Source organism: Mycoplana sp. 10N416 (assembly GCF_056394765.1).
Map to the genome: position 1 here is coordinate 329,093 of NZ_JBFTIM010000006.1, position 22,801 is coordinate 351,893.

A 22,801-nucleotide genomic window follows, 5' to 3' on the forward strand; every position below is an offset into this window, starting at 1 on the left:
GTTGATGCGTGGATGCGGCAACGCCGGCACATTGCAAGCGAAGCGCGACCGGACCCGGGTCAACATGAATTCGGAATCTCCGATATCGACTTTCTGTTTAATGAATTTGCGAAAGCGGCCAAAAGGGGGCACCTTTCTCATCGGGAACAATACCGCACATCAAGCGGACAAACCGGGAGACCAACATGAAGCGATTCCTGCATTCCTGCACCGCTCTTACCCTTTCCTTCGCCTTCACCACCGCCGCCGTCGCGCAGGAGCCGCTGAAGGAGCTCGGCAAGGGTGAAGGCGAGGTCTCGATCGTCGCCTGGGCCGGCTACATCGAACGCGGCGAGACCGACAAGAACTACGACTGGGTCACCGACTTCGAGAAGCAGACCGGCTGCAAGGTCTCGGTGAAGACCGCCGCCACCTCGGACGAAATGGTGGCGCTGATGAACGAAGGCGGCTTCGACCTCGTCACCGCCTCGGGCGACGCCTCGCTGCGCCTGGTCGCCGGCAAGCGCGTCCAGCCGATCAACACCGACCTGATCCCGAGCTGGAAGACCATCGACGAGCGCCTGCAGAACGCGCCGTGGAACACCGTCAAGGGCGTTCACTACGGCACCCCCTATCTTTGGGGCCCCAACGTGCTGATGTACAACACCGAAGCTTTCAAGGGCGAAGCGCCGAAGAGCTGGAACGTCGTGTTCGAGGAAATGATGCTGCCGGACGGCAAGTCGAACAAGGGCCGTGTGCAGGCCTATGACGGCCCGATCCATATCGCCGATGCCGCGCAGTATCTGATGGCGCACAAGCCGGAACTCGGCATCAAGGACCCCTACGAGCTCAACGAAGAACAGTACAAGGCAGCCCTCGACCTGCTGCGTGTCCAGCGTACCCTCGTCGGCCGCTACTGGCACGACGCCATGATCCAGATCGACGACTTCAAGAACGAAGGCGTCGTCGCCTCCGGCTCCTGGCCGTTCCAGGTCAACCTGATGCAGGCAGAGAAGCAGCCGATCGCCTCCACCTTCCCGGAGGAAGGGGTGACGGGCTGGTCCGATACGACGATGCTGCACGCTGACAGCCCGCACCCGAACTGCGCCTACATGTGGATGGAGCACTCGCTCTCGCCGAAGGTGCAGGGCGACGCCGCTGCCTGGTTCGGCGCCGTTCCGTCGGTTCCTGCAGCCTGCAAGGGCAATGCGCTACTGACCGATGAAGGCTGCAAGACCAATGGCTTCGAGAACTTCGACAAGATCAGCTTCTGGAAGACGCCGACCTCGCGCTGCGAGACCCAGGGCGAGTGCGTGCCCTACCACCGCTGGGTGTCCGACTATATCGGCGTGATCGGCGGACGGTGATAGCTGTCCCTCTTCACCCCTCGGGGGAGAAGAGGGATAATACATCAGAGGGGTTTTCCCTCGATAAGCAACGAGAACTGCCCCTCACCCAGGCCCTCTTCCCGCTCGCGGGGAGAGGGAAAGCGAAAGCGTGCCCGCCCTCGTCCACAGCGTCCGGGGAAGGCAGATGGATCGCGGCACCTCACCTCTTCTCTCCCCCAGCGGGAGAAGGTGGTCCGGCCGGCTCGATGCGGGGCCGCGACCGGCGGCCCCGCCGGCAAGAAACGAAGACTGGAGTTCCCATGACCGCCGTCCTGTTCGAGAATGTGTCCCGCTATTTCGGTGCCGTACGCGCCGTCGACTGCGTGGATCTCGCAATCGCCGAGGGTGAATTTTTCGCCATGCTCGGCCCTTCCGGCTCGGGCAAGACCACCTGCCTGCGGCTGATGGCCGGCTTCGAGCAGCCGACCGGCGGCCATATCGAGATCTTCGGCGAGACGGCCGAGGGCGTGCCGCCCTATCGGCGCAACGTCAACACCGTCTTTCAGGATTACGCGCTGTTCCCGCATCTTTCGATCCTGGAAAACGTCGCCTACGGCCTGATGGTCAAGGGCGTTTCCAAGGAGGAACGGCTGAAGGCGGCGGAGAACGCGCTCGCCATGGTCAAGCTCCCCGGCTACGGCACGCGCCGCCCCGGCCAGCTTTCTGGCGGCCAGCGCCAGCGCGTCGCGCTCGCCCGCGCGCTCGTCAATCGTCCGCGTGTGCTTTTGCTCGACGAGCCGCTCGGTGCGCTCGACCTGAAGCTGCGCGAGCAGATGCAGGAAGAGCTGAAGGTGCTGCAGAAGTCGCTCGGCATCACCTTCGTCTTCGTCACCCACGATCAGGGCGAAGCGCTGTCGATGGCCGATCGTATCGCCGTCTTCAACGACGGCAAGATCCAGCAGCTCGGCACGCCGGAAGACGTCTACAAGCGCCCGCAGACGCGCTTCGTCGCCGACTTCGTCGGCTCGTCGAACGTGCTGGCGCCGCAATTCGTGCAAAGCCTGGGCTATCCCGCCCGCTTCGCCAGCCTTCGCCCCGAGGCCTTGGCGCTCGGCGAAGGCGGCGCAGACCGCAAGCGCTTCTCCGGCACCGTGGTCGCCACCAGTTTCCTCGGCGCCGCCAATCGTATCACGGTCGATGCTGCCGGCAGCCGCGTCGCCGCCATGGTCCCGGCCTCGGTCGACGTTCCCCCGCAGGGATCCGGCGTCACGCTGTCTTTTGCCGCCGAAGACCTGCACCTGATGGACGAAGCCGCATGAGCGCGATCGCCGAAACACCCATCCTTGCCCGGCGGACGGGCACGCTCGGACGCCTGTCGGACTTTTTCTGGCGTAATCCGAAGCTTTTTCTGCTGCTGATGCTGGCGCCGCCGCTTCTCTGGCTCGGCGTCATCTATCTCGGTTCGCTGTTCGCCCTGCTGCTGCAGAGCTTCTTCTCGATCGACGAGTTCTCCGGGCTCGTCAATTACGAGTTCACGCTCGACACCTACCGGCAACTGCTGATCCCGTCGAATTTCGACATCATCCTGCGCACGATCATAATGGCGGCGCTGGTGACGCTCGCCTCCGCCCTGATCGCCTTTCCGATCGCCTATTACGCGGCCCGATACGCCCGCGGCAAATGGAAGGCGATGTTCTATCTCGGGGTCATGCTGCCGCTGTGGTCGAGCTATCTCGTCAAGGTCTATGCCTGGAAGCTGATCCTCGCCAAGGAGGGCATCCTCAACTGGCTGTTCGGCAAGCTGCACCTGACCTGGCTGCTCGACGCCTGGCTGGCGCTGCCGATCGTCGGCGGCAACTCGCTGTCGATCAGCTACACCGGCACCTTCATCGTCTTCGTCTATGTCTGGATGCCGTTCATGATCCTGCCGATCCAGGCGGCGCTGGAGCGCGTGCCCAGCAATCTGATCGAGGCCTCGGCCGATCTCGGCGGCAACCCGGCGCAGACCTTCCGCCACGTGCTGTTTCCCTTGGCGCTCCCCGGCATCATCGCCGGCTCGATCTTCACCTTCTCGCTGACTCTCGGCGACTACATCATCCCGCAGATCATCGGCTCGTCGCGCCTCTTCATCGGCCAGGCGGTCTATGCCCAGCAGGGCACGGCCGGCAACATCCCGCTCGCCGCCGCCTTCACCGTCGTTCCGATCGTCATCATGGGCCTCTATCTCTGGATGGCCAAGAAACAGGGAGCCTTCGATGCGCTCTGATCGTTCCTCCGCTCCCCTGAGCCTGAAGATCGCCGCAGCCGCAGGCCTGTTGTTCATGCACCTGCCGATCCTCTTGATCTTCCTCTACGCCTTCACCACCGAGGAGAAGAGCTACCAGTTCCCGCCGCCGGGCCTGACGCTCGACTGGTTCGCAGTGGCCTGGAACCGGCCGGATGTCTGGCAGGCACTGGGGCTTTCAGTTCGGGTGGCCGCAATCGCCACCACCGTCGCACTTGTGCTCGGCACGCTCTGTGCCGCCGCCGTCAGCCAGACCCGCTTCTTCGGCCGCGAGACGATCTCTTTGCTCGTCATCCTGCCGATCGCGTTGCCCGGCATTATCACCGGTATCGCCCTGCGCTCGGCCTTCTCGTTTGCCGAGATTCCCTTCTCGTTCTGGACGATCGTGCTCGGCCACGCGACCTTCTGCGTCGTCGTCGTCTACAACAATGCGGTGGCGCGCTTCCGACGCATCTCCGGCTCGCTGATCGAGGCCTCGATGGACCTCGGCGCCGACGGCTTCCAGACGTTCCGCTACGTGATCCTGCCCAATATCGGCACGGCGCTGTTGGCTGGCGGCATGCTCGCCTTCGCCCTTTCCTTCGACGAGGTGATCGTCACCACCTTCACCGCCGGTCAGCAGCAGACGCTGCCGATCTGGATGCTGGAGGAACTCGTGCGCCCGCGCCAGCGCCCGGTCACCAACGTCGTCGCGATGGTGGTGGTGCTCGTCACCTTCCTGCCGATCCTCGCCGCCTACTACCTCACCCGCGAAGGCGACCAGATCGCCGGCGCCGGCAAATGAACACCGACATGAGACAATGGGAGACCTTGTGATGGACAAGCAGATGCTGATCGGCTCGCGCTTCGAGGCCGGCACCGAAAGCGAGGAGCAAATCCTCAACCCGAAGACCGGCGAAACGGTGGTCGGACTTGCGGAAGCCTCGCACGCGCAGATCGACGCGGCCGTCGACGCGGCCGAAAAGGCCTTCGTCTCGTGGTCGATGACGACGCCCGGCGAACGGTCCGGCTACCTGCTGAAGATCGCCGACGCGATCGAGCACGACGCCGACGGCTTCGCCGCCCTCGAGGCGCTGAACTGCGGCAAGCCGATCAACGCCGTGCGCAATGACGAAATTCCGGCGATCGTCGATTGCTGGCGGTTCTTCGCCGGTGCGATCCGCTCGCTGCACGCCACCGTCGCCGGGGAATATCTGCCGGGCCACACTTCGATGATCCGCCGCGACCCCGTCGGCATCATCGGCTCGATCGCGCCGTGGAATTATCCGCTGATGATGATGGCCTGGAAACTGGCGCCGGCGATCGCCGGCGGCAACACCGTCGTCTTCAAGCCGTCCGAGCAGACGCCGCTGACGGCGCTGAAGATGGCAAAACTTCTGGCCGACATCCTGCCGGAGGGCGTGGTAAACATCGTGCTCGGCCGCGGCGAGACCGTCGGCAACGCACTGATCAACCATCCGAAGATCAACATGGTCTCGATCACCGGCGACGTCGCCACCGGCAAGAAGGTGCTGGCGGCCGCCTCCAAGACGGTCAAGCGCACGCACCTGGAACTGGGGGGCAAGGCACCCGTCATCGTCTATAACGACGCAGACCTCGAAGCGGTCGTCAGCGGCATCCGTGCCTTCGGCTACTACAATGCCGGCCAGGACTGCACCGCCGCCTGCCGCATCTATGCCGAGGACGGAATCTACGAAAAGTTCGTCGCCGACCTCTCCTCCGCCGTGTCGAGCATCCGTTACAACCAGGCGGACGACACCGAGAACGAGATCGGTCCGCTGATCTCGAAGCGCCAGCGCGATCGCGTCGCAAGCTTCGTCGAGCGCGCATCCGATGTGAAGCACATCGAAATTACCGCAGGTGGGCGTCCCGGCAGCGACCAGGGCTTCTTCTTCCAGCCCACCGTCGTCGCCGGCGCGACGCAGGAGGACGAAATCGTGCGCCGCGAGGTATTCGGCCCGGTCGTCTCCGTCACCCGCTTCTCCGGCGAGGAGCAGGCGCTCGCCTGGGCAAACGACAGCGACTACGGCCTTGCTTCCTCGGTCTGGACGAAGGACATTTCCAAGGCGATGCGGGCCGCGGCCCGTCTGCAGTACGGCTGTACCTGGGTGAACACCCACTTCATGCTTTGCAACGAGATGCCGCATGGCGGCGTCAAGCAGTCCGGCTACGGCAAGGACATGTCGATCTACGCACTGGAGGACTACACGGTCGTCCGGCACGTGATGATCAACCACGGTTGACCTGGGTTCCGATCGGTCCGGTGGCAGCGCTGCCGGGCCGACCTGGCCACTTGGCCACGTCAAAAACCAACCGCAATCTTTAGCAAACAGCCTCCGTTTTCCACCGCCAGCCTCCCCGGAAACTGCACACGGCTTCGAAGTCCGGGGATGAGTGGTTGCACGGGGCTTTTGGCTTCTCGCGCGTCAGGCTATATGAACGTCAGGAGGACCTTGATGTTCTGGGCATTCGGCGTCGCGGCAGTCACCATTCTTTACCTTGCAGTGCGCTTCAAGCGCTTTCAGAGCTGGGTCGAGCCCGTCCTTACCATTGTCGTCGCGATCGGCCTCACCGTCGCAATCCTGCTCTGGTTCACCGACAACCGCAGCGTCGCCCCCGAGCCTGCGCAGCCGAGAACTGCGATCACCCCGGAAGAAATCGCGCTTTCGGACATGCAGTTCGCGGTCGGCCAGCCGGTGACGAGCTATCGCGTCACCGGGACCGTCACGAACAACAGCGCGATCACGCTGCAGTCCTTCCGCCTGACCGTCGAACTGGAAAACTGTCCCGCCGGCGCCTGCACGCCCGTCGGCACCGACAAGACGCTCATCATCGCGCGCGTGCCGCCCGGCCAGAGCCAGCCCTTCACCACCTTCGTCGTCTTCACCGGCAGCGATCTCCTGCAGATCACCGCTCCACAATGGTCGTGGTCGGTCAGCGACGTGCGTGCTCTGCAGCGGTAACGCCGGATCCGCGGCAACCGGTAGAGGACCAAGATTTAAGCCCGCTCGGCGACACCGAGCGCCTCAAGCACCTCAGCCGTCCGCATCACCGTCGCGAACTCCTGCCGCAAGGTCGCAACGTGGGCGCGATGGATTTCCCGTGCCGGGATTGTGCCACCTTCGCCGTCGGGCAGGTCAAAGCAGTCGCAGGCATCCTCGACAAGGACGACGCGCAGGCCGAGATTGGCGCCGACCCGCACGCTTGTCGACACGCACATGTCGGTCGAGATGCCGAACAGCACCACCGTATTGATGCCGAGACGGCGCAGCCGCAAGTCGAGATCCGTGCCGATGAAGGCGGCGTTCACGCTCTTCGTGACCAGCGGCTCGCCCGACCGAGGCGTAAATCCGGGCCGAAAGGCGTTCCCCGGCGCGCCGGGCCGAAGCGTCGAATTCGGCTCGACGCTATCGTGGCGGACATGGATCAGCGGGCGACCGGCCGCACGCCACGCCGCAAGCAAAGCAAGGCCGTTCTCATCGACCTTGTCGTTCCAGCGCTTCGGCCATGGCGCGGATTCGAAGGCCTGCTGCATGTCGATCGGGATGAGGGCGGCATTCTGAGGTATCGTCGGCATCGGTGTCTCCTTGCGTGGATGTGAATGACCGACGGATAGTTGCTTTTTTGTCCGGTTTCGCGCAGCAAGATGACGGAGGGCCGGACGATTGTCCGGCGGGAGGGGGAATTTTCCGGATGAGCGAACTCGACGAGAAGGACCGGCTGCTGATCGCGGCGCTGCGGGCGGATGCCCGCAAGAGCCTGGTCGAGCTGGCGCGCGACAGTGGGCTTTCACGCAGCGCCGTGCATGAACGGATCCGGCGGCTGGAAGACAGGGGCGTGATCGCCGGCTATACCGTGCGGCTCGGCGCCGACCGCGACCGGCCGGGCGTCGAGGCGCTGATTGCCGTCTGCTTCCAGTCGGGGCGAAATTGCGACCATGTCGTGCCGCATCTGACGGGGATCCCCAGCGTCGTCACCTGCTGGTCGCTGGCCGGCCCGACGGACCTGATGCTTCTCGTCGAATGTGCCTCGAATGCGGACCTCGACACCGTGCGCCGCCAGATCGCGACGACGCCCGGTATCGCCACCGTGCAGACGCATGTTTCGCTGCGCACGCACTTCGACCGCCGTGGCGGGTGACGCTGAAGCGCGACACCATCTCGGTTTCGCTTGGTGCGCGTTAGCTCTTTGTTTTTGCGCATGTCTGTCTCCCGAAACCGGTACCCGCTTTCGGGAGACATGCTTTAGAAATAGATCTTGAACTTCTCGCGCACCGCCAAGTCGGTTGCCCGATCAAACAACGGTCCGCCGGCTTCGGAGAGGATCCGGTTCTTGCGTTCGATCGCCTTGGCCACGAGATCTGGCCTGCCGATCTCGGCCCACTCCTTCGGGCTCGTGCGGTCGGCAACGGCAGGATAGATGTACTCCGTCTGCATCACCGACAGCGTCTGCGGGTCACCGAGATAATGGCCGGGCCCGCCCATGCAGACCGAACGCATCGTCTCGAGCGAGACCGAATCCTCCGTCACGTCGATGCCGCGGACGCAGCGCTGCACCTGGCCGAGCAGGTCGTCACCGAGCACGAGGCTTTCCAGGCAAAAGCCGAGCAGCGAGGCGTGCATGCCGACCGCTTCATAGACCATGTTGAGGCCCGACAGACCGGCCATGACGTTCGAGATCGCCTGTTCCCAGCCAGCCTGCATGTCCGGCAGCTTGGAATCGGCGATGCCGGCGGCAGCCCCGCCCGGCAGGCGGTAGAACTGGTGCATCTGCGCGCAGCCGGCCGTCAGCAGTGCCTGTTCGCCCGAACCGCCGGACATGGCGCCCGTTCTCAGGTCCGAAACGAAAGGCCAAGTGCCGAAGATCGCCGGATGGCCGGGCGCCATGGCGTTGACATAGACGACGCCCGCCAGGCATTCGGCGACGGCCTGCACGATGGCGGTGGCAAGCGGCGCCGGCGCCGTCGCGCCCGCCTGCCCGGCTGAAAGCAGCAGGATCGGCATGCCGGCCCGGATGCAGGCCTCCATGGTGATGCAGCTTTCCTCGGCGAACTTCATCGGTGGCACGACGAAGCAGTTGGAGTTCGACACGAAGGGCCGCGCCCGCCACTTGTCCTCGCCGCCCGCCATCATGTGGATGAGGTCGAAGCAGCCTTCCACATGCGAGGGATCGGAGAAGCTGGTACCGACGTGCTTGGAGGTGCCGGCGCAGCAGCCATAGAGCGTGTTGATGTCCATCAGGAAATTGTCGGCCACGTCGCGGCAGACCATCGCCCGCTGGAAGAAATGGATGTTGTCGAGGTGGTGGACGAGTTGGGCGGCGTTGAAGAGGTCCTTCGCGGTCGACTCGCGATAGTCGCGCTTCTCGACATCGACGATGTGCACGGCAGCGCCGGCCGTGCCGTAGTAGACGCGGGTGCCGGAGAGTTCGAGGTCATACTTCGGATCACGGCCGTAGAGTGTGATGTCGCGGGCGGCGATCGCCAGCATGTCCTCCACCAGCGCCCGCGGGAAGCGGAGGCGCCCATCGTCACCAAGGATGGCGCCGGCGCCGGTCATGATCTCGATGCCGGATTTCGGCGCGTTGGACAGGCCGATGTTTTCAAGCGCATCCAACGCCGCCTCGTGGATACGGCGCACACCCGCTTCCGTCAGCGGCTTGTACTGGCCACCCGGCAGGCCGGGGCGCACCGGACGGATGTTTTCCGCCAAGGGTGCTGCCCGCATGGCGACGCGCGCCGCGCGGCCGCCGGCCCGCCGGGACGTCTGGGTTGCTTCGGCAATGCTCATTCCATTCCCCCTCGTTTGTCCGCGGCAATCTCGGCCCGTTTCAAGGCCGGCCGATCTCGTCCAGATACCAGTCGATGTAGCGAAGTTCGTTATGTTCCATCGGCGCGATCGGACCGGGCACGAAATAGTGCGACTTCACGCCCCGCGCCGTGTGCTCGATGATCGCCTTGTCTTCCACCGTCGTGACCTTCCAAAGCCAGGTGAGCTTTTCGAGGTCGTAGTCGCGGCCCTCCTCGGCCTTGCCGTCGACGAGCCAGATCAGTTCCATCTCGCAGCTTTCCGCCGTCTTCGGGATGAAGCGGTAGATCATGCCGTGGTCGGGATAGCAGACCAGGAAGGTCGTGCCGCCGAGATGGATGGAGGTGACGCCGCCGTCGAAATCGGAAAAGCGGCCCATCAGTGGCGCGACGGCCTTGCCATCCTCACTGCCGCTCTCGACGCCCTCATAAAGCGCGTAGCGGAAGGCATGGATCGCCTCGCGACCCTCGCGCGAGGTCTGCCAGTGATTACCTGAGCCGATTTCGATGCCCAGTTCGCAGGTTCGCTCCTCCATCGCGGCGTTCAGTGCCTCGATCATGTGCAGCGGCTGTTCCAGCGCGTGGGTCTGCGAATACTCCGGATGGGCCGGGCCGCAATGATAGCATTCGACGTAGTTCTCGACGGCGAGCTTCCAGTTGGCGGCGACCGGATAGGTCTCGCGGTGTGCAATCTTGGCGCTCCCCCAGCCGTACTGGCCGCAGGTCGCATGCAGCAGGTGCTCGACCTCAGAGAAGTCGAGCGGCTGGTCGGCGAAGGAGATGAAGACCAGCCCCTCGACGACGCGCACATGGAGCTTCTTCAGCCCATGGTCCTCGCGCTGGAATTCCTTCGGCATCAGGCGGGCGGCGCGAAGGCTGCCATCGTTTCCATAGGTCCAGGCGTGATAGGGACAGACGAAAACGCGTGCATTTCCCTTCTGCTTCGTGCAGACCTCCGCGCCGCGATGGCGGCAGACGTTCAGCATGGCATGGACCGACCCGTCCGGCGCGCGGGCGACGATCACCTGCTCGGTGTCGATGCGGAAGACCTCGAAATCGTTGACGTTCGGGATGACGCTCTCGTGGGCGATGCAATGCCAGTGACGGCGGAAGACGCGCTCCATGTCGCGCCGGTAAATCGCCTCATCGTGGTAGAACGGACGGGTGAGACCGTGGCCCGGTCGGTGCGCGGCTATGAGACGATCGATCGGATCGGCCTCGAGCGGGATATTCGTGTTGTCAGGTCGAAGCATGCCATTCTCACGGGAGGATCGGTACCGGTGCGCCTCGACCGGCAAGGTTATTTCAGCATGTTCATCGGATGCGCCGACGGCGCATCCGCATCAGCCGGCGCCGGCGAGAAGCATCTCGTCGATCCGGCTTCCCGGCGCGGCGGCGGACAGTTTCGCAAAGCTGCCATCCTTCACGATGGCCTCCATCTGCTCGGCGATCGCCGCATGTGTGACGCGGGCGATCATCGAGCCGAGCGAAATGCGGCGCACGCCGATCTCCGCGAATTGCGGCACCGTCAGCTGGCGCAATGGTCCGGCGGCGAGTGCGTTGACCGGCTTCGAGACGGACTGCACGACACGACGCAGTTCCTTCTCACCCGGCGGCACCGGTACATAGAGCAAGTCGGCGCCAGCCTTTTCGAAGGCCTGGATGCGCCGGATCGCCTCATCGAGGTCGTAAACGCCGTTCATCACACCGTCGGCGCGCGCGCAGAGCACGAAGGGCCGGCCAAGTGAACGGGCGGCATCAACGGCGGCACGGATGCGCTCGACGGCGAGGTCGAACGCATAGGCCGGGTTTCCGTCAACCATCTGCGTGTCTTCGATCGAACAACCGGAAAGGCCGACTTCTGCGGCGAGGCGGATCGTCTCGGCAACGCCATCCGGGGCATCGGCAAAGCCGTTCTCGAAATCGCCTGAAACGGGAAGCGGCGTCGCGCGCACGATATCCTCGGCGTGCTTCAACGCTTCCTCGCGCGTCACGCGGCCCATGTCCGGCCGGCCGAGCGTAAAGGCGAAGCCGGCGGAGGTGGTGGCGAGTGCCACAGCGCCGGACGCCGCCATCATGCGCGCTGAGCCGATGTCCCACGGGTTCGGGATGACAAAGCAGCCCGATTGGTGCAGGTCGAAAAAGCGCTGGTGGCGTCCGGCTAGACTTGTCATACGCGTACCCTCTCTGATTTCGGGTCGTACATGGGTACCAGCGAGGCCTCCGCCTTGACGCGAACGCCGGCGATCTCGATCTCGTAGTTCGACGCCAGCACCTGTTCCTCGCTTTCGCCCTCGCAGGGCACGTAGCCCATGCCGATCGCGCCGCCGAGATGGTGGCCGTAATTGCCGGAGGTGATGATCGAGACGATCTTGCCGTCGCGCACCAGCGCCTCGTTGTGGAAGAGCAGCGGTTCCGGGTCCGCGAGCTTGAACTGCACCATCCGGCGCTTCAGGCCCTCCTCTTCCTTGCGCAGCACCGCGTCGCGACCGATGAACTCGCCTTTCTTGGTCCGCACCGCAAAGCCGAGGCCGGCCTCCAGCACATGGTCCTCGTCGGTGATGTCATGGCCGAAGTGGCGGAAGGCCTTTTCGATGCGGCAGCTGTCGAGCGTGTGCAGGCCGCACAGTTTCAGGCCGACATCCGCACCGGCCGCCTCCAGCGCCTCGAAGACGTGCGCCGTCTGGTCGGTGGAGACGTAGAGCTCCCAGCCGAGCTCGCCGACATAGGTGACGCGGTGGGCGCGGGCCATTCCCATGCCGATCTCGATCTCCCGCGCCGAGGCAAAGGGATGGGCGGCGTTCGAAAAGTCGTTCGGGCTAACCTTCTGCATCAGCTCGCGCGCCTTCGGTCCCATCACGCAGAGTACGCTTTCGGCCGCCGTCACATCGGTGATGACGACGAACTCGTCGCGGACGTGCTTGCGCAGCCAGGCAAGGTCACGCTGCAGCGTCGCGCCGGGCACGACGAGGAAGAAGGCAGTCTCCGACAGCCGCGTCACCGTCAGGTCGCTCTCGATGCCGCCGCGGGCATTGAGCATCTGCGTGTAGACGATGCGGCCGGGGGCCACGTCCATCTGGTTGGCGCAGAGTTTTTGCAGGAAGGCGAGCGCATCGCGGCCCTCGACGCGGATCTTGCCGAAGGAGGTCATGTCGAACAGGCCGACGCCATTGCGGACGGCGAGATGCTCTTCCTTCTGGTTCTCGAACCAGTTCTGCCGCTTCCAGCTGTAGCGGTATTCCCGCTCCTGGCCTTCCTTCGCGAACCAGTTGGCGCGCTCCCAGCCGGCGACCTCGCCGAAGACGGCGCCGCGGGCCTTCAGATGCTCGTGGATCGGCGAGCGGCGCACGCCGCGGGCCGTCGCCATCTGGCGGTAAGGGAAGTGGTCGGCATAGAGCAGGCCGAGCGTTTCGGAAACACGGTCCTTCAGATAGGCGCGATTCTTCTGGAACGGCTGGGCGCGGCGAATGTCGACTTCCCAGAGGTCGAAGGGCGGCTCGCCGTCATTCATCCACTGCGCCAGCGCCATGCCGGCGCCGCCGGACGAGACGATGCCGATCGAATTGTAGCCAGCAGCGACCCAGTAGCCCTTCAGCTCCGGCGCTTCGCCGAGATAGTAGCGGTCATCCGGCGTAAAGCTCTCGGGGCCGTTGAAGAAGGTATGGATGCCGGCGGTTTCCAGCATCGGCATGCGGTTGATCGCGTTTTCGAGGATCGGCTGGAAGTGATCGAAATCCTCCGGCAGCTGGTCGAAGCAGAAGTCCTCGCTGATGCCGTCCATGCCCCAGGGCTTGGCCTTAAGCTCGAAGGCGCCGATCAGCATCTTGCCGGCATCTTCCTTGTAATAGGTGCATTCGTCCGGCACGCGCAGAACCGGCAGCCGCTGCAGGTTGGGGATCGGTTCGGTGACGATGTAGAAATGCTCGCAGGCGTGCAGCGGCAGCGTCACGCCCGACATGTCGGCGAGCGTCCGCCCCCACATGCCGGCGGCGTTGACGACGTTTTCCGTCTCGATCGTGAAGGTCTCGCCGTTCTGCTCGCAGGTGACGCCCGTCACGCGGCCGTCCTTGGTGACAACGGACGTGACCTTGACGTTCTCGATGACGGTGGCGCCGTTTTGCCGCGCGCCCTTCGCCAAGGCCATCGCGATGTTCGCCGGATCGCACTGGCCGTCGAGCGGCAGGTGCACGGCGGCCTTCACATCAGCCGTGTTGAGGTGCGGATACATCGCCTTCACTTCGTCGACCGAAATCTCGCGCACGTCGACGTCGAAGGCCCGCGCCAGCGAGGCCTGGCGATAGATCTCCTCTTTGCGCTCCTCGGTCAGCGCCACCGTCATCGAGCCGCACTGGCGCATGCCGGTGCCGATGCCGGTCTCCGCCTCGAGCTTGACGTACAGGTCGGCGGAATATTTCGCCAGCCGCGTCATGTTCTGGGAGGCGCGCAGCTGGCCGATGAGGCCGGCGGCATGCCAGGTCGTGCCTGACGTGAGTTGCTTGCGCTCGAGCAACACGACATCCGTCCAGCCGAGCTTGGCCAGATGATAGGCGACCGAACAGCCGGAAACGCCGCCGCCGATGATGACGGCTCTCGCCTTGGAGGGAATGGGTTTGCTCATGCACGCAGTCTTTCATTGTTGGGGTCGAAGAGCGGGCCGTCCGGCTGGACGGTCGCCTTGAAGCGGTCGCCGTAGATTTCCACCTCGATTTCCGTGCCCGGTTCGGCGAGATCGGCACGCAGCATACCGAGCGCGATCGACTTGCCGGTGCGATAGCCCCAGTTGCCGGAGGTCGTTTCACCGACCACCTTGCCGCCGTGCCACAGCGTCGACATGTAGGGCGCGTCGCATTCGCCGGCCTCGACCGTCAGCAGCACGAAACGCTTGGAAACACCCTGTTGCTTCTCGCGCTCCATCGCCGCCTTGCCCTTGAAGTCCGGCTTGCCCCAATCGACGAAGCGGTCGAGCCCGCCCTGCAGGATCGTGTAGTCGGTCGAAAGGTCGCCCTTCCAGGCGCGATAGCCCTTCTCGATGCGCAGGCTGTCGAGCGCTTCCATGCCGAAGGGCTTCAGACCGTGCTTCTGGCCGGCCGCCCAGACGGCGTCGAAGATGACAGCGGTGTCCTCGACCTTGGTGTGGATTTCCCAGCCGAGTTCGCCGGCGAAGGAGACGCGCACCAGCTGGCACCAGCGGCCGGCGATCTGGCAGCTCTGGTGCGTCAGCCAGCCCTTGGAAAGGTCGGCATCGGTGACCTCGGCCAGGATCGCCCTGGAATTGGGGCCGGACAGGATCTGGCAGGAGAAGGCCTCGGTGACATCCTCGATCGTGAAGGCGGCATCCTTGGGCAGATGCTTCTTCAGCCACTCGAAATCGTGCCACTGCGCCGTCGCCGCGGTGATGAGGAAGAAGAAATCCTCGTCCAGCATCATCACCGACATTTCCGTGACGATCCGGCCCTTGTCGTCGGCGAAATAGGCAAGGCCGATGCGGCCCGGCTTCGGCAGCTTGCCGGTGGTGAGCGTCGACAGCCACGCCGTCGCGCCCTGACCCTTGACGCGGAAGCGCGAGAAGCCGGGAAGGTCGAGGATGCCGGCGGCCTCGGTGACGGCGCGGCATTCCTCCTCGATGCGCGGCCGCCATGGGCCTTCGCGGTTCCAGGTCTGCGTCGCCTGTTCAGAGGTGTCGTCACCGGGCTTGGCGTACCAGTTGGCGCGTTCCCAGCCGTTAAAGGGCTTGAACTGCGCGCCGAGCGCGGCGATGCGGTCGTGGATCGGCGAGTGCTTCCTGTCGCGCCCGGCCGGCCAAGCGTGTTTTGGGAAATGCATCGCATATTCGTGGCCGTAGATCTCCATGCCCTTGGCGATGCAGTAGTCCTGGTCCGCGGCGAAGCTGGTGTAGCGGCGCGGATCGCACGACCACATGTCCCACTCGGTCTCGCCTTCGGTGATCCATTCGGCCAGCACCTTGCCGGCACCGCCCGCCTGGCAGATGCCGAAGGTGAAGACGCAAGCCTCGAACGCGTTCGGCACGCCCGGCATCGGCCCGATCAGCGGATTGCCGTCCGGCGCATAGGGGATCGGCCCGTTGATCACGCGCGACAGGCCGGCGGTGCCGAGAATCGGCACGCGCTCGCAGGCGTCGTTCAGGTACCATTCCAGCCGCTCCAGATCGTCCGGGTAGAGCTGGAAGGAGAAATCGTCCGGCATCGGATCGTCCGGCGTCGTCCAGTGCGCCTTGCAGTTCTTCTCGTACGGCCCGAGGTTCATGCCGTTCTTTTCCTGGCGCAGGTAGTACGAGCTATCGACGTCACGCATCAACGGCAGCTTGTGGCCGGCCTCCTTCGACCACGCAGCGAGCTCCGGGATTTCCTCGAACAGGACGTACTGGTGGCTCATCACCATCATCGGCACATCGCGGCCGAACCATTTCCCCACCTCGCGGGCGTAGTAGCCGGCGGCGTTGACGACGTATTCGCAGCGGATCTCGCCCTGCGGCGTCGAGATCACCCATTCCTCGTTCTCCCGGCGGGCGCCGGTCGCGGGACAGAAACGGAAGATCTTCGCGCCCATGTCGCGCGCGCCCTTGGCCAGCGCCTGGGTGAGCTGCGCCGGGTCGATGTCGCCGTCATTGGGATCGTAGAGGGCGCCGGTCAGGTCATGCGTCTCGGCGAAGGGATAGCGGGACTTGATCTCGTCCGGCGTCAGGATGTCGAGGTCCATGCCCTGGTAGCGGCCCATGCCGACGACGCGCTTGAACTCCTGCAGCCGCTCCTTGGAGTGGCCGAGGCGGATCGAGCCGGTGACGTGGTAGTTCATCGGGTAGTCGACCAGCGCGCCAAGCTCCCGGTAGAGCGAGGCCGAATAGCGCTGCATGTTCATGATCGACCAGGAGGCGGAGAAGGTCGGCACGTTGCCGGCCGCGTGCCAGGTCGAGCCGGCCGTCAGCTCGTTCTTTTCGAGAAGCACGCAATCCGTCCATCCGGCCTTGGCCAGATGATAGAGCGCGGATGCGCCGACGGCACCTCCGCCGATGATGACGACACGGGCATGGCTTGGCAGTCCGGACATTCTCGCTCCCTTTCTTTGAACCGGATTTGTGGCAACCAAAGCGCACCGCGGCAAGCGGGTGGAATTCGCTTTATTAATCGACTTTATCGATTACACTTTCGCCAAACACGAAGGAATTGCGGCGCATTCATGCAAATTGTCCTGATTGAGACATTCCTCGACCTGATGGAAACGCGAAATTTCAACCGCACCGCGGAACGGCTGAACATCACGCAATCCACGGTCACCCACCGCATCAACGCGCTGGAGGCGATATTCGCCCGCAAGCTCTTCGCGCGGAACAAGGGCGGCACGCAGCCAACGGCGGCCGGCCTGCGGTTTCTCGATCACGCCAAAGCGCTCCAGCACCAGTGGCACGAGGCTTCGCGCGCGGTGGAGACGGCCGGCGCCTACGAGCGCTCGATGCGCATCGGCCTACAGCACGACCTCGCCGCCCACTACGCCGGCGACTGGCTGACGGCGGTCCGCAAGGAACTGCCGGCCACCTCGATCTATCTGGAAGTCGACTATTCCAACCAGATGAACCGCGACCTCGGCGCCGGCGCCCTCGACCTGGCGATCCTCTTCACGCCGCACTACCTGCCCGACCTGCATTATGAGCGCATCGGCGAGGTGCATTACGAGATGGTGAGCAACAAGGTGACCCGGCTCGAAGATGTCCGGCCGGAGGACTATATCCAGGCGGTCTATTCCCCCGCCTTCGATCGCCTGCACCGGCAGGCCTATCCGCATCTGTCTACGGCGCCGATCGCCAGCGGCGAGACAACGGCCATCATCGCGCTCATGACCAAGCTCGGCGGTTCCGCTTTCGTCATCGAACCGGACGCGCGGCGCCTGCTGCGCACCGGCGCCGTCAACCGTGTGGCCGGGGCGGATCCCATCTGGCAGACAGTATACGCCGCCGTCAACGTCCGCACCCGGCATGCCCACCAGCACCGGCGCATCACCAGCTTGATGCAGACACTTCTAAACGGCTGACGCTCCCTTTCGCAGAATACTGGAAAAGCACCTCTCGACACCCGCATTGCCATGGTCCGGCTTCGAGCGCATGATCCGCCATCTGCCGGATGCGCCGCTGTTGCGATGGTGTCCGCCGGTTCGCGAGGCATGTGTCGGATGAACTGCACCGCCTGCGGTTTTGCGGTCGAAAGCGGCTTCGCCTTCTGTCCGAAGTGCGGAACGCCGCAACCGCGGGCTTGCGTCTCCTGCGGATATCCCTGCCCTCCGGAATTCGCCTTCTGTCCGAAATGCGGAGCCGCTCTTTCGGGGACGAGCGGGTCTTCGCCGCGGCAACCAACTCCGCCCGATCGAGCCCGCCCGCTCGAGCCGTCGATACCTTCCGTCACTAGTCGACGGGCTGAACCGAGAGCGGAAATGGAGGCCGACCGGCGCATCGTCACCGCGCTCTTCGCCGATCTCTGCGGCTACACGACACTGGGCGAACAGATCGACCCGGAACTGCTGCAGACACTGCAGAACGAGATCTTCGAGGATCTCAGCGCGGCCGTTGCCACGCATGGCGGCTACGTTGACAAGTTTATAGGTGACGCCCTGCTCGCTCTCTTCGGCGCGCCGGTTGCACACGAGAAAGACCCCGAGCGGGCGCTTGGAGCGGCACTCGACATGCAGCAGCGGATGGCGGGGATCGAGGAGCGCTGGCGGACAAGCCTCGGCCAGCCGCTGACGATCCATATCGGGGTGAACACCGGCCCGGTCGTCACCGGCGTCGTCGGCGCCGGCGACAGCAAATCCTATTCGGTCACCGGTGATACCGTGAACACAGCCCAGCGTCTGCAGGCGATGGCGGGACCCGGCGAAATCCTGGTCGGCACCGTCACGCGCCGGCTCACGCAGCACGCCTTCTCCTTTGCCTCCCTCGGCACCCTGCCGTTGCGCGGCAAGGCCGAGGAAACACCGGTGTACCGGCTGGAGGGAACAGTTGCCGCAGCCCCGACGGCGCGCGGCCTCGGCGGCTTCGGGATTCAACTCCCGATGATCGGCCGCGACGGCGAGTTGGCGAGCCTCGTGCGATGTCTCGACGCCATTCGCGATGGGGCCACCCAACTCGTCCGCGTCGTGGGAGACGCCGGCATCGGAAAGACCCGCCTCGTCGGCGCCTTCCTCGACCGGGTTCAGGCCGACCCGGAGCTGGCCGGCATCACCATCCGCCAGACGGCCTGCTCCTCGTTGGGCGACCCCTCCTACGGCACGCTCGCGGCCATGCTGCGATGCGCCTATCAGATCGACGCCATGGACAACCTGGAGCGCTCCCGTGCCCTACTGCACACCGGATTGACGGGCCTCGGCCTGCCTGCCGACGCAATCGAGCGGCTTGAACCTTTCTTCCTGTTCGTTCTCGGTTTCGGCGATGCCCACGGCGCGCTGAAACATCTGGAGCCCGATCAGTTGCGCCGGCAGATATTTCACGCGGTTCGCACGCTGTTCGATCGCCGCATGGAGCAGTCGCCGCTGCTCCTTGTCATCGAGGACCTTCACTGGGCCGATCGCGTATCCCTCGAGGCCCTGCGCTTCATCATGGACCGGATCGAGCGCCGCCGACTGATGCTGCTTGTGACCCATCGACCCGGCTTCGAGACGGAAGCGCTTAGCTCGGCGCGTGCCAGCCAGACCACCCTGCGCCTCGATCTTCTGTCCGACCGGAACGCGGAATCGCTCCTGTCCACCGCATTCGGCCCGGATGTGCTGCCGGCCGGGCTTCGGAGCAGGATCATCGACCGCGCCGAAGGCAATCCGTTCTTCCTGGAGGAGATCCTGCGCACCTTGATCGAGACCGGCGCCATCCGGCGTAGCGAAGATCACTGGGCCACCTCTTCCGGTGCGGAGGAGACGGAAACGCCGCTTGGCATCCAGGCGATGATGCTCGCGCGCATCGACCGCCTTTCCCCGGATGCGCGGCGGCTCGCTCAGGCCGCATCGGTCATCGGCCACCGCTTCGACAGTCCCTTGCTGCGGGCCTTGCCGATCAATGTCGCCAACATCGAAGACAACCTTCAGCGCCTCTGCGAAGCGGACATAATCGAGGAACAGGCGGACATCCGTGCACAGGGGCCGCCGCGATACACCTTCCGCCAAAGGCTGCTGCACGAAGTCGTCTACGACAATCTGTTGCTGCGTCGCCGCACGGAATTGCACGGTGCAGTCGGCGCCGTGCTTGAGCGACAGCATGGCGAAACGCCGGAGCATCTCGAGCAATTGATCGAGCTCGGGCATCATTTCTCCGCCTCGTCGGATAAATCCAAAGGCGCCCGATACCTGACGTCGGCGGGAGACCTGGCCCGCAAGGCGTACGCGAACGAAGACGCCTTGCGCCTTTATGCGCGCGCGCTTTCCGCCGGCGAGGCAGCCGGTGGCGATGCCTGGCGCGTTCCCGGCGAGCGGTATGCGGACCTCTGCAATCTGACAGGGCGCCGAGAGGAAGCGCGAAACCGATACGACGCGCTGCTCAAGGCCTGCCGTGAGGGCAATGATATTTCCGGCGCGGCGCGCATCCTGCGCAAGCTTGGCAAACTCGCCTTCGATTCCGGCGAGCGCGACAGGGCAACGGCCTGCTTCACGCAAGCTGCCGAATTCCTGGAAGGCATCGACGCACCGATCGAACTCGCCCACCTGATGCAGCGGCAGGGCCATCTGGCATTCCGCACCGGCGATTGGGAAATGGCGGTGCAATGGGCCGAGCGTGCGTTGGAATGCGCAAACCATCTTCCAGCAGGAACCGATGCCGCGGGCAAGGCGGAGATCGCCCTTGCCGTCGCTCGGGCATTCAACACCAAGGGCGTGGCGCTGGCACGCATGCATCGGACCGGCGAAGCCGTCCGGATGGTGGAACGCAGCGTGGAGGTCGCACTGGCCGCAAATCACCTCAACACCGCCTGCCGCGGTTACACCAATCTCGGCGTACTCTATACGACGATCAATCCGGGCCTTGCGATCGACGTCTGCAAGCGCGGCTACGAGATGGCGAAGAGAATTGGCGATCTCGGGCATCAGGCCCGCCTGCTGACCAATCTCGCCGTCGCCTACTGCACCTTCACCGACAGATGCATGCAGGAAGGGCTGCCGGCGGTCGAGGAGGCGATCGCGATCGACCGGGCGCTCGGCCAGCGAGACCACTTGCCGGTGCCCTTGCTGGTACTCGGACAGATCCGGCAATGTCACGGTGCATCGAAGGCGGCGCGCGAAAATTATCTCGAAGCGCTTGAACTCGTCCGCGACAGCGCGGAGGCACAACTGCTCTTTCCGTGCTATGATGGCCTTGCGACGCTGTGCCTCGACATGAATGAAATGGACGAGGCAGAGCGGTACTTCGAACTGGCGCAGGGGGTCTGCGCCAAACACGGTCTCGACCCTGAAGCGCTGATAGTCTTGCCTTTTCTCGACTAGCCGGAGGAACTTACCAATGGCAGAGCATGCAATGGAACGGCTGCTGAAACCGGGGGATCGCGCGCCGAACGTTGTTCTCGACGCGATCAACCATGGCGGCAAGGTAGCAATCGACGACTTTCGCGGCCAATCACCCGTCTTGATTGGCCTCTATCGAGGGCTTCAGTGCCCCTTCTGCCGCCGCCATATCGCGGCGTCTGCGCTGCTCTCCTCGGCACTGCGTGAGAAGGGCATCGACAGTCTCACGGTCGTCAACACGCCGATCGACCGGGCGCGCCTTTATTTTCGCTATCACCCCATGCCCGGTATCATCACCGCCTCGGATCCGGAGAACGTCGCCCACCGGGCTTTCGGCTTGCCCAACCTGCAGTTCACCGAGAATGAGGACGACTGGCCATACAAGGTCTCCATGCCGACCGTGATGGCGATGCGCGTCGATATGCCGGGGGAGCTTCCCGAACCGATGAGTTGCTTTGACGCCGCAGCCTTCCTGAACAACCAGGACGGCTACGAGATGACGCCGGCCGACCAGCAGACGGACGAAAAATATGGCGGCCAACTCGTCGGTGAGTTCCTGCTCGACCGCGACGGCATCGTGCGTTGGTCCTTCACCGAGGTTGAAGGCGGCGGCAGCAACATGTTTGCCATCCCCAAGGCAGACGAAGTGATGTCGGTCGCCTCCCAACTCACCCACTGAGGGTTTCAGTGACAGTACTGCCATGCGCTTCCGGCACGGCAGTGCCAACCCGCTCACCGCCCCTGCATAGGGTCACGCACGAAACAGCATCACGGCTCCGCGGGGGTGGCCCAGACTGGAGCGATGCCCCGCAACAGGCTTACCTCACCGAGAGTTGAACGCGCGAGCGGATCGGTCGAAACAGCCGCATGTGCTAGAGTTTGATTGGGACCGATGGCCCGGCAACTGCCTGGGTGAGCAGGTAGCTGGTGGTGCATACGGCGCCACGCGGGCCGTCCGATACCGCCGACCACATCCGATCGTCCGCTATTGCATTTTGTAAATGCTCCGCCTGCCCGCCCGAGGCGCGGCGGAGACCGGTTCGGAGACAAGGAGGTGCAGGATGTTGCTTGCCGCACTCGCCACGCTTCTCAGTCTGACAGCCTTCGCTGAAACCAGGGACGTCGCCGCAGCATCGGAGACGGCCGTCGACCTCGAGCTTGTGCTTGCTGTCGATATATCCGGATCGATGGACCTGGAGGAAGCGCAGATCCAGCGCGCCGGCTACGTGTCCGCGCTGACGCATCCTGAGTTTCTCGCCGCAGTTCACGAAGGTTTCAACGGACGGATCGCCATCAGCTATTTCGAGTGGGGCGGGGTCATCGGGCAGAACTCGCAGCTGCCGTGGACGCTGATCGCGACGGCCGACGACGCCGCCCGCTTCGCCGAACTGATCAAGAAGCGACCGTTCGCGTCCCTGCGCGGAACCTCGCTCTCCACGGCCATCGCCTACGGTTCGAAATTGTTCGACGCCAACGGCTTTTCCGGCGCGCGGCGGGTCATCGACATTTCCGGCGACGGGCCGAACAACTACGGCGCACCGGTAACGCCGGCCCGCGACGCGGCAACATCCCTCGGCATCGTCGTCAACGGGCTTGCGATCATGGTTCGCCCCTCGGCCGCCTTTGGTCCGCTCGACCGCTACTATGCCGATTGCGTCATCGGCGGCCCCGGGGCTTTCGTCGTCGCGGTGCAGGAGCCGGAAGACTTCGCCATGGCCATTCGTCGCAAGCTGGTCCTCGAGGTCAGCGGCCGCCAGCCCTCGGCCCGCTTCGTTCCGGTTGCGAACGACACCGACTGCATGATCGGCGAAAAGCTGCGCCCCGCCTTCGAGCGGTATCCCGAACTGGACCGGTAGCCCGAACTACCAGGGGCCGCCAAAGGCCGAACAGCAACACATCGGCAAGCGGGCCGCGTCCTCA

Annotated in this window: 17 protein-coding genes; 11 read left to right on the forward strand and 6 right to left on the reverse strand. The window is 64.5% G+C overall.

Going from position 1 to position 22,801, the window contains the following annotated elements; genetic code table 11:
* Positions 1 to 185: 185 nt before the first annotated feature.
* The 6 genes from AC1DDS_RS14880 (at position 186) to AC1DDS_RS14905 (ending at position 6,554) form a co-directional block, all read left to right on the forward strand.
* Positions 186 to 1,346 carry an ABC transporter substrate-binding protein gene (locus AC1DDS_RS14880; RefSeq protein WP_477479600.1) on the forward strand — a complete coding sequence of 387 codons (1,161 nt, stop codon included), beginning with the start codon at positions 186 to 188 and terminating at the stop codon, positions 1,344 to 1,346.
* 281 nt (positions 1,347 to 1,627) lie between these two features.
* Positions 1,628 to 2,626, forward strand: coding sequence for an ABC transporter ATP-binding protein (locus AC1DDS_RS14885; protein WP_477479601.1), 999 nt, complete (start codon positions 1,628 to 1,630; stop codon positions 2,624 to 2,626).
* Positions 2,623 to 3,573, forward strand: coding sequence for an ABC transporter permease (locus tag AC1DDS_RS14890; protein WP_477479602.1), 951 nt, complete (start codon positions 2,623 to 2,625; stop codon positions 3,571 to 3,573). The genes AC1DDS_RS14885 and AC1DDS_RS14890 overlap by 4 nt, the downstream gene beginning before the upstream one ends.
* Positions 3,563 to 4,375, forward strand: coding sequence for an ABC transporter permease (locus tag AC1DDS_RS14895; RefSeq protein ID WP_310416516.1), 813 nt, complete (start codon positions 3,563 to 3,565; stop codon positions 4,373 to 4,375). The genes AC1DDS_RS14890 and AC1DDS_RS14895 overlap by 11 nt, the downstream gene beginning before the upstream one ends.
* A gap of 31 nt (positions 4,376 to 4,406) precedes the next feature.
* Complete coding sequence (locus AC1DDS_RS14900) at positions 4,407 to 5,834, forward strand: gamma-aminobutyraldehyde dehydrogenase (RefSeq protein ID WP_477479603.1); 1,428 nt, start codon at positions 4,407 to 4,409, stop codon at positions 5,832 to 5,834.
* Positions 5,835 to 6,047: 213 nt separating this feature from the next.
* The gene (locus AC1DDS_RS14905) at positions 6,048 to 6,554 is read left to right on the forward strand and encodes a hypothetical protein (protein WP_477479604.1); all 507 of its coding nucleotides are present in this window, start codon (positions 6,048 to 6,050) and stop codon (positions 6,552 to 6,554) included.
* Positions 6,555 to 6,589: 35 nt separating this feature from the next.
* On the opposite strand, the gene AC1DDS_RS14910 is transcribed toward AC1DDS_RS14905, so the two are convergent.
* Positions 6,590 to 7,168 (reverse strand): cysteine hydrolase family protein, encoded by a 579-nt coding sequence (locus AC1DDS_RS14910; RefSeq protein ID WP_477479605.1) that lies wholly within the window; start codon positions 7,166 to 7,168, stop codon positions 6,590 to 6,592.
* Between the two features lie 116 nt (positions 7,169 to 7,284).
* On the opposite strand from AC1DDS_RS14910, the gene AC1DDS_RS14915 reads away from it, so the two are divergent.
* Complete coding sequence (locus AC1DDS_RS14915) at positions 7,285 to 7,731, forward strand: Lrp/AsnC family transcriptional regulator (protein WP_477479606.1); 447 nt, start codon at positions 7,285 to 7,287, stop codon at positions 7,729 to 7,731.
* Between the two features lie 104 nt (positions 7,732 to 7,835).
* Here the strand turns inward: AC1DDS_RS14915 and AC1DDS_RS14920 are convergent, their stop codons facing one another.
* The 5 genes from AC1DDS_RS14920 to AC1DDS_RS14940 form a co-directional block, all read right to left on the reverse strand.
* On the reverse strand, positions 7,836 to 9,380 hold the full coding sequence (locus AC1DDS_RS14920; protein ID WP_477479607.1) for a trimethylamine methyltransferase family protein: 1,545 nt from the start codon (positions 9,378 to 9,380) through the stop codon (positions 7,836 to 7,838).
* 40 nt (positions 9,381 to 9,420) lie between these two features.
* Positions 9,421 to 10,650, reverse strand: a complete 1,230-nt coding sequence (locus AC1DDS_RS14925) for an aromatic ring-hydroxylating oxygenase subunit alpha (RefSeq protein ID WP_477479608.1) — start codon at positions 10,648 to 10,650, stop codon at positions 9,421 to 9,423.
* Between the two features lie 90 nt (positions 10,651 to 10,740).
* Positions 10,741 to 11,571 (reverse strand): isocitrate lyase/PEP mutase family protein, encoded by an 831-nt coding sequence (locus tag AC1DDS_RS14930; protein ID WP_477479609.1) that lies wholly within the window; start codon positions 11,569 to 11,571, stop codon positions 10,741 to 10,743.
* Positions 11,568 to 14,015: a GcvT family protein gene (locus tag AC1DDS_RS14935; protein ID WP_477479610.1), complete on the reverse strand. Its 2,448-nt coding sequence runs from the start codon at positions 14,013 to 14,015 to the stop codon at positions 11,568 to 11,570. The genes AC1DDS_RS14930 and AC1DDS_RS14935 overlap by 4 nt, the downstream gene beginning before the upstream one ends.
* On the reverse strand, positions 14,012 to 16,462 hold the full coding sequence (locus AC1DDS_RS14940; RefSeq protein ID WP_477479611.1) for a GcvT family protein: 2,451 nt from the start codon (positions 16,460 to 16,462) through the stop codon (positions 14,012 to 14,014). The genes AC1DDS_RS14935 and AC1DDS_RS14940 overlap by 4 nt, the downstream gene beginning before the upstream one ends.
* Positions 16,463 to 16,591: 129 nt before the next feature.
* Between AC1DDS_RS14940 and AC1DDS_RS14945 the strand changes: the two genes are divergently transcribed.
* The 4 genes from AC1DDS_RS14945 to AC1DDS_RS14960 all read left to right on the forward strand — a co-directional run bounded on the left by AC1DDS_RS14945 (position 16,592) and on the right by AC1DDS_RS14960 (position 22,737).
* Positions 16,592 to 17,440 (forward strand): LysR family transcriptional regulator, encoded by an 849-nt coding sequence (locus tag AC1DDS_RS14945; protein WP_310416547.1) that lies wholly within the window; start codon positions 16,592 to 16,594, stop codon positions 17,438 to 17,440.
* 138 nt (positions 17,441 to 17,578) lie between these two features.
* On the forward strand, positions 17,579 to 20,863 hold the full coding sequence (locus AC1DDS_RS14950; protein WP_477479612.1) for an adenylate/guanylate cyclase domain-containing protein: 3,285 nt from the start codon (positions 17,579 to 17,581) through the stop codon (positions 20,861 to 20,863).
* Between the two features lie 16 nt (positions 20,864 to 20,879).
* A complete protein-coding gene (locus AC1DDS_RS14955) occupies positions 20,880 to 21,560 on the forward strand; it encodes a redoxin family protein (protein WP_310416552.1) in 681 nt (226 codons plus the stop codon).
* Between the two features lie 382 nt (positions 21,561 to 21,942).
* On the forward strand, positions 21,943 to 22,737 hold the full coding sequence (locus AC1DDS_RS14960; protein WP_477479613.1) for a DUF1194 domain-containing protein: 795 nt from the start codon (positions 21,943 to 21,945) through the stop codon (positions 22,735 to 22,737).
* Positions 22,738 to 22,801 lie beyond the last annotated feature (64 nt).

Excerpts from the sequence above, each read along its gene's own strand:
- AC1DDS_RS14940 (WP_477479611.1), bottom strand. The coding sequence starts at position 16,462 with ATGTCCGGACTGCCAAGCCATGCCCGTGTCGTCATCATCGGCGGAGGT.
- AC1DDS_RS14915 (WP_477479606.1), top strand. The coding sequence starts at position 7,285 with ATGAGCGAACTCGACGAGAAGGACCGGCTGCTGATCGCGGCGCTGCGG.
- AC1DDS_RS14920 (WP_477479607.1), bottom strand. The coding sequence starts at position 9,380 with ATGAGCATTGCCGAAGCAACCCAGACGTCCCGGCGGGCCGGCGGCCGC.
- AC1DDS_RS14910 (WP_477479605.1), bottom strand. The coding sequence starts at position 7,168 with ATGCCGACGATACCTCAGAATGCCGCCCTCATCCCGATCGACATGCAG.
- AC1DDS_RS14895 (WP_310416516.1), top strand. The coding sequence starts at position 3,563 with ATGCGCTCTGATCGTTCCTCCGCTCCCCTGAGCCTGAAGATCGCCGCA.
- AC1DDS_RS14945 (WP_310416547.1), top strand. The coding sequence starts at position 16,592 with ATGCAAATTGTCCTGATTGAGACATTCCTCGACCTGATGGAAACGCGA.
- AC1DDS_RS14930 (WP_477479609.1), bottom strand. The coding sequence starts at position 11,571 with ATGACAAGTCTAGCCGGACGCCACCAGCGCTTTTTCGACCTGCACCAA.
- AC1DDS_RS14880 (WP_477479600.1), top strand. The coding sequence starts at position 186 with ATGAAGCGATTCCTGCATTCCTGCACCGCTCTTACCCTTTCCTTCGCC.
- AC1DDS_RS14950 (WP_477479612.1), top strand. The coding sequence starts at position 17,579 with ATGAACTGCACCGCCTGCGGTTTTGCGGTCGAAAGCGGCTTCGCCTTC.
- AC1DDS_RS14885 (WP_477479601.1), top strand. The coding sequence starts at position 1,628 with ATGACCGCCGTCCTGTTCGAGAATGTGTCCCGCTATTTCGGTGCCGTA.
- AC1DDS_RS14960 (WP_477479613.1), top strand. The coding sequence starts at position 21,943 with ATGTTGCTTGCCGCACTCGCCACGCTTCTCAGTCTGACAGCCTTCGCT.
- AC1DDS_RS14905 (WP_477479604.1), top strand. The coding sequence starts at position 6,048 with ATGTTCTGGGCATTCGGCGTCGCGGCAGTCACCATTCTTTACCTTGCA.
- AC1DDS_RS14900 (WP_477479603.1), top strand. The coding sequence starts at position 4,407 with ATGGACAAGCAGATGCTGATCGGCTCGCGCTTCGAGGCCGGCACCGAA.
- AC1DDS_RS14935 (WP_477479610.1), bottom strand. The coding sequence starts at position 14,015 with ATGAGCAAACCCATTCCCTCCAAGGCGAGAGCCGTCATCATCGGCGGC.
- AC1DDS_RS14955 (WP_310416552.1), top strand. The coding sequence starts at position 20,880 with ATGGCAGAGCATGCAATGGAACGGCTGCTGAAACCGGGGGATCGCGCG.
- AC1DDS_RS14925 (WP_477479608.1), bottom strand. The coding sequence starts at position 10,650 with ATGCTTCGACCTGACAACACGAATATCCCGCTCGAGGCCGATCCGATC.
- AC1DDS_RS14890 (WP_477479602.1), top strand. The coding sequence starts at position 2,623 with ATGAGCGCGATCGCCGAAACACCCATCCTTGCCCGGCGGACGGGCACG.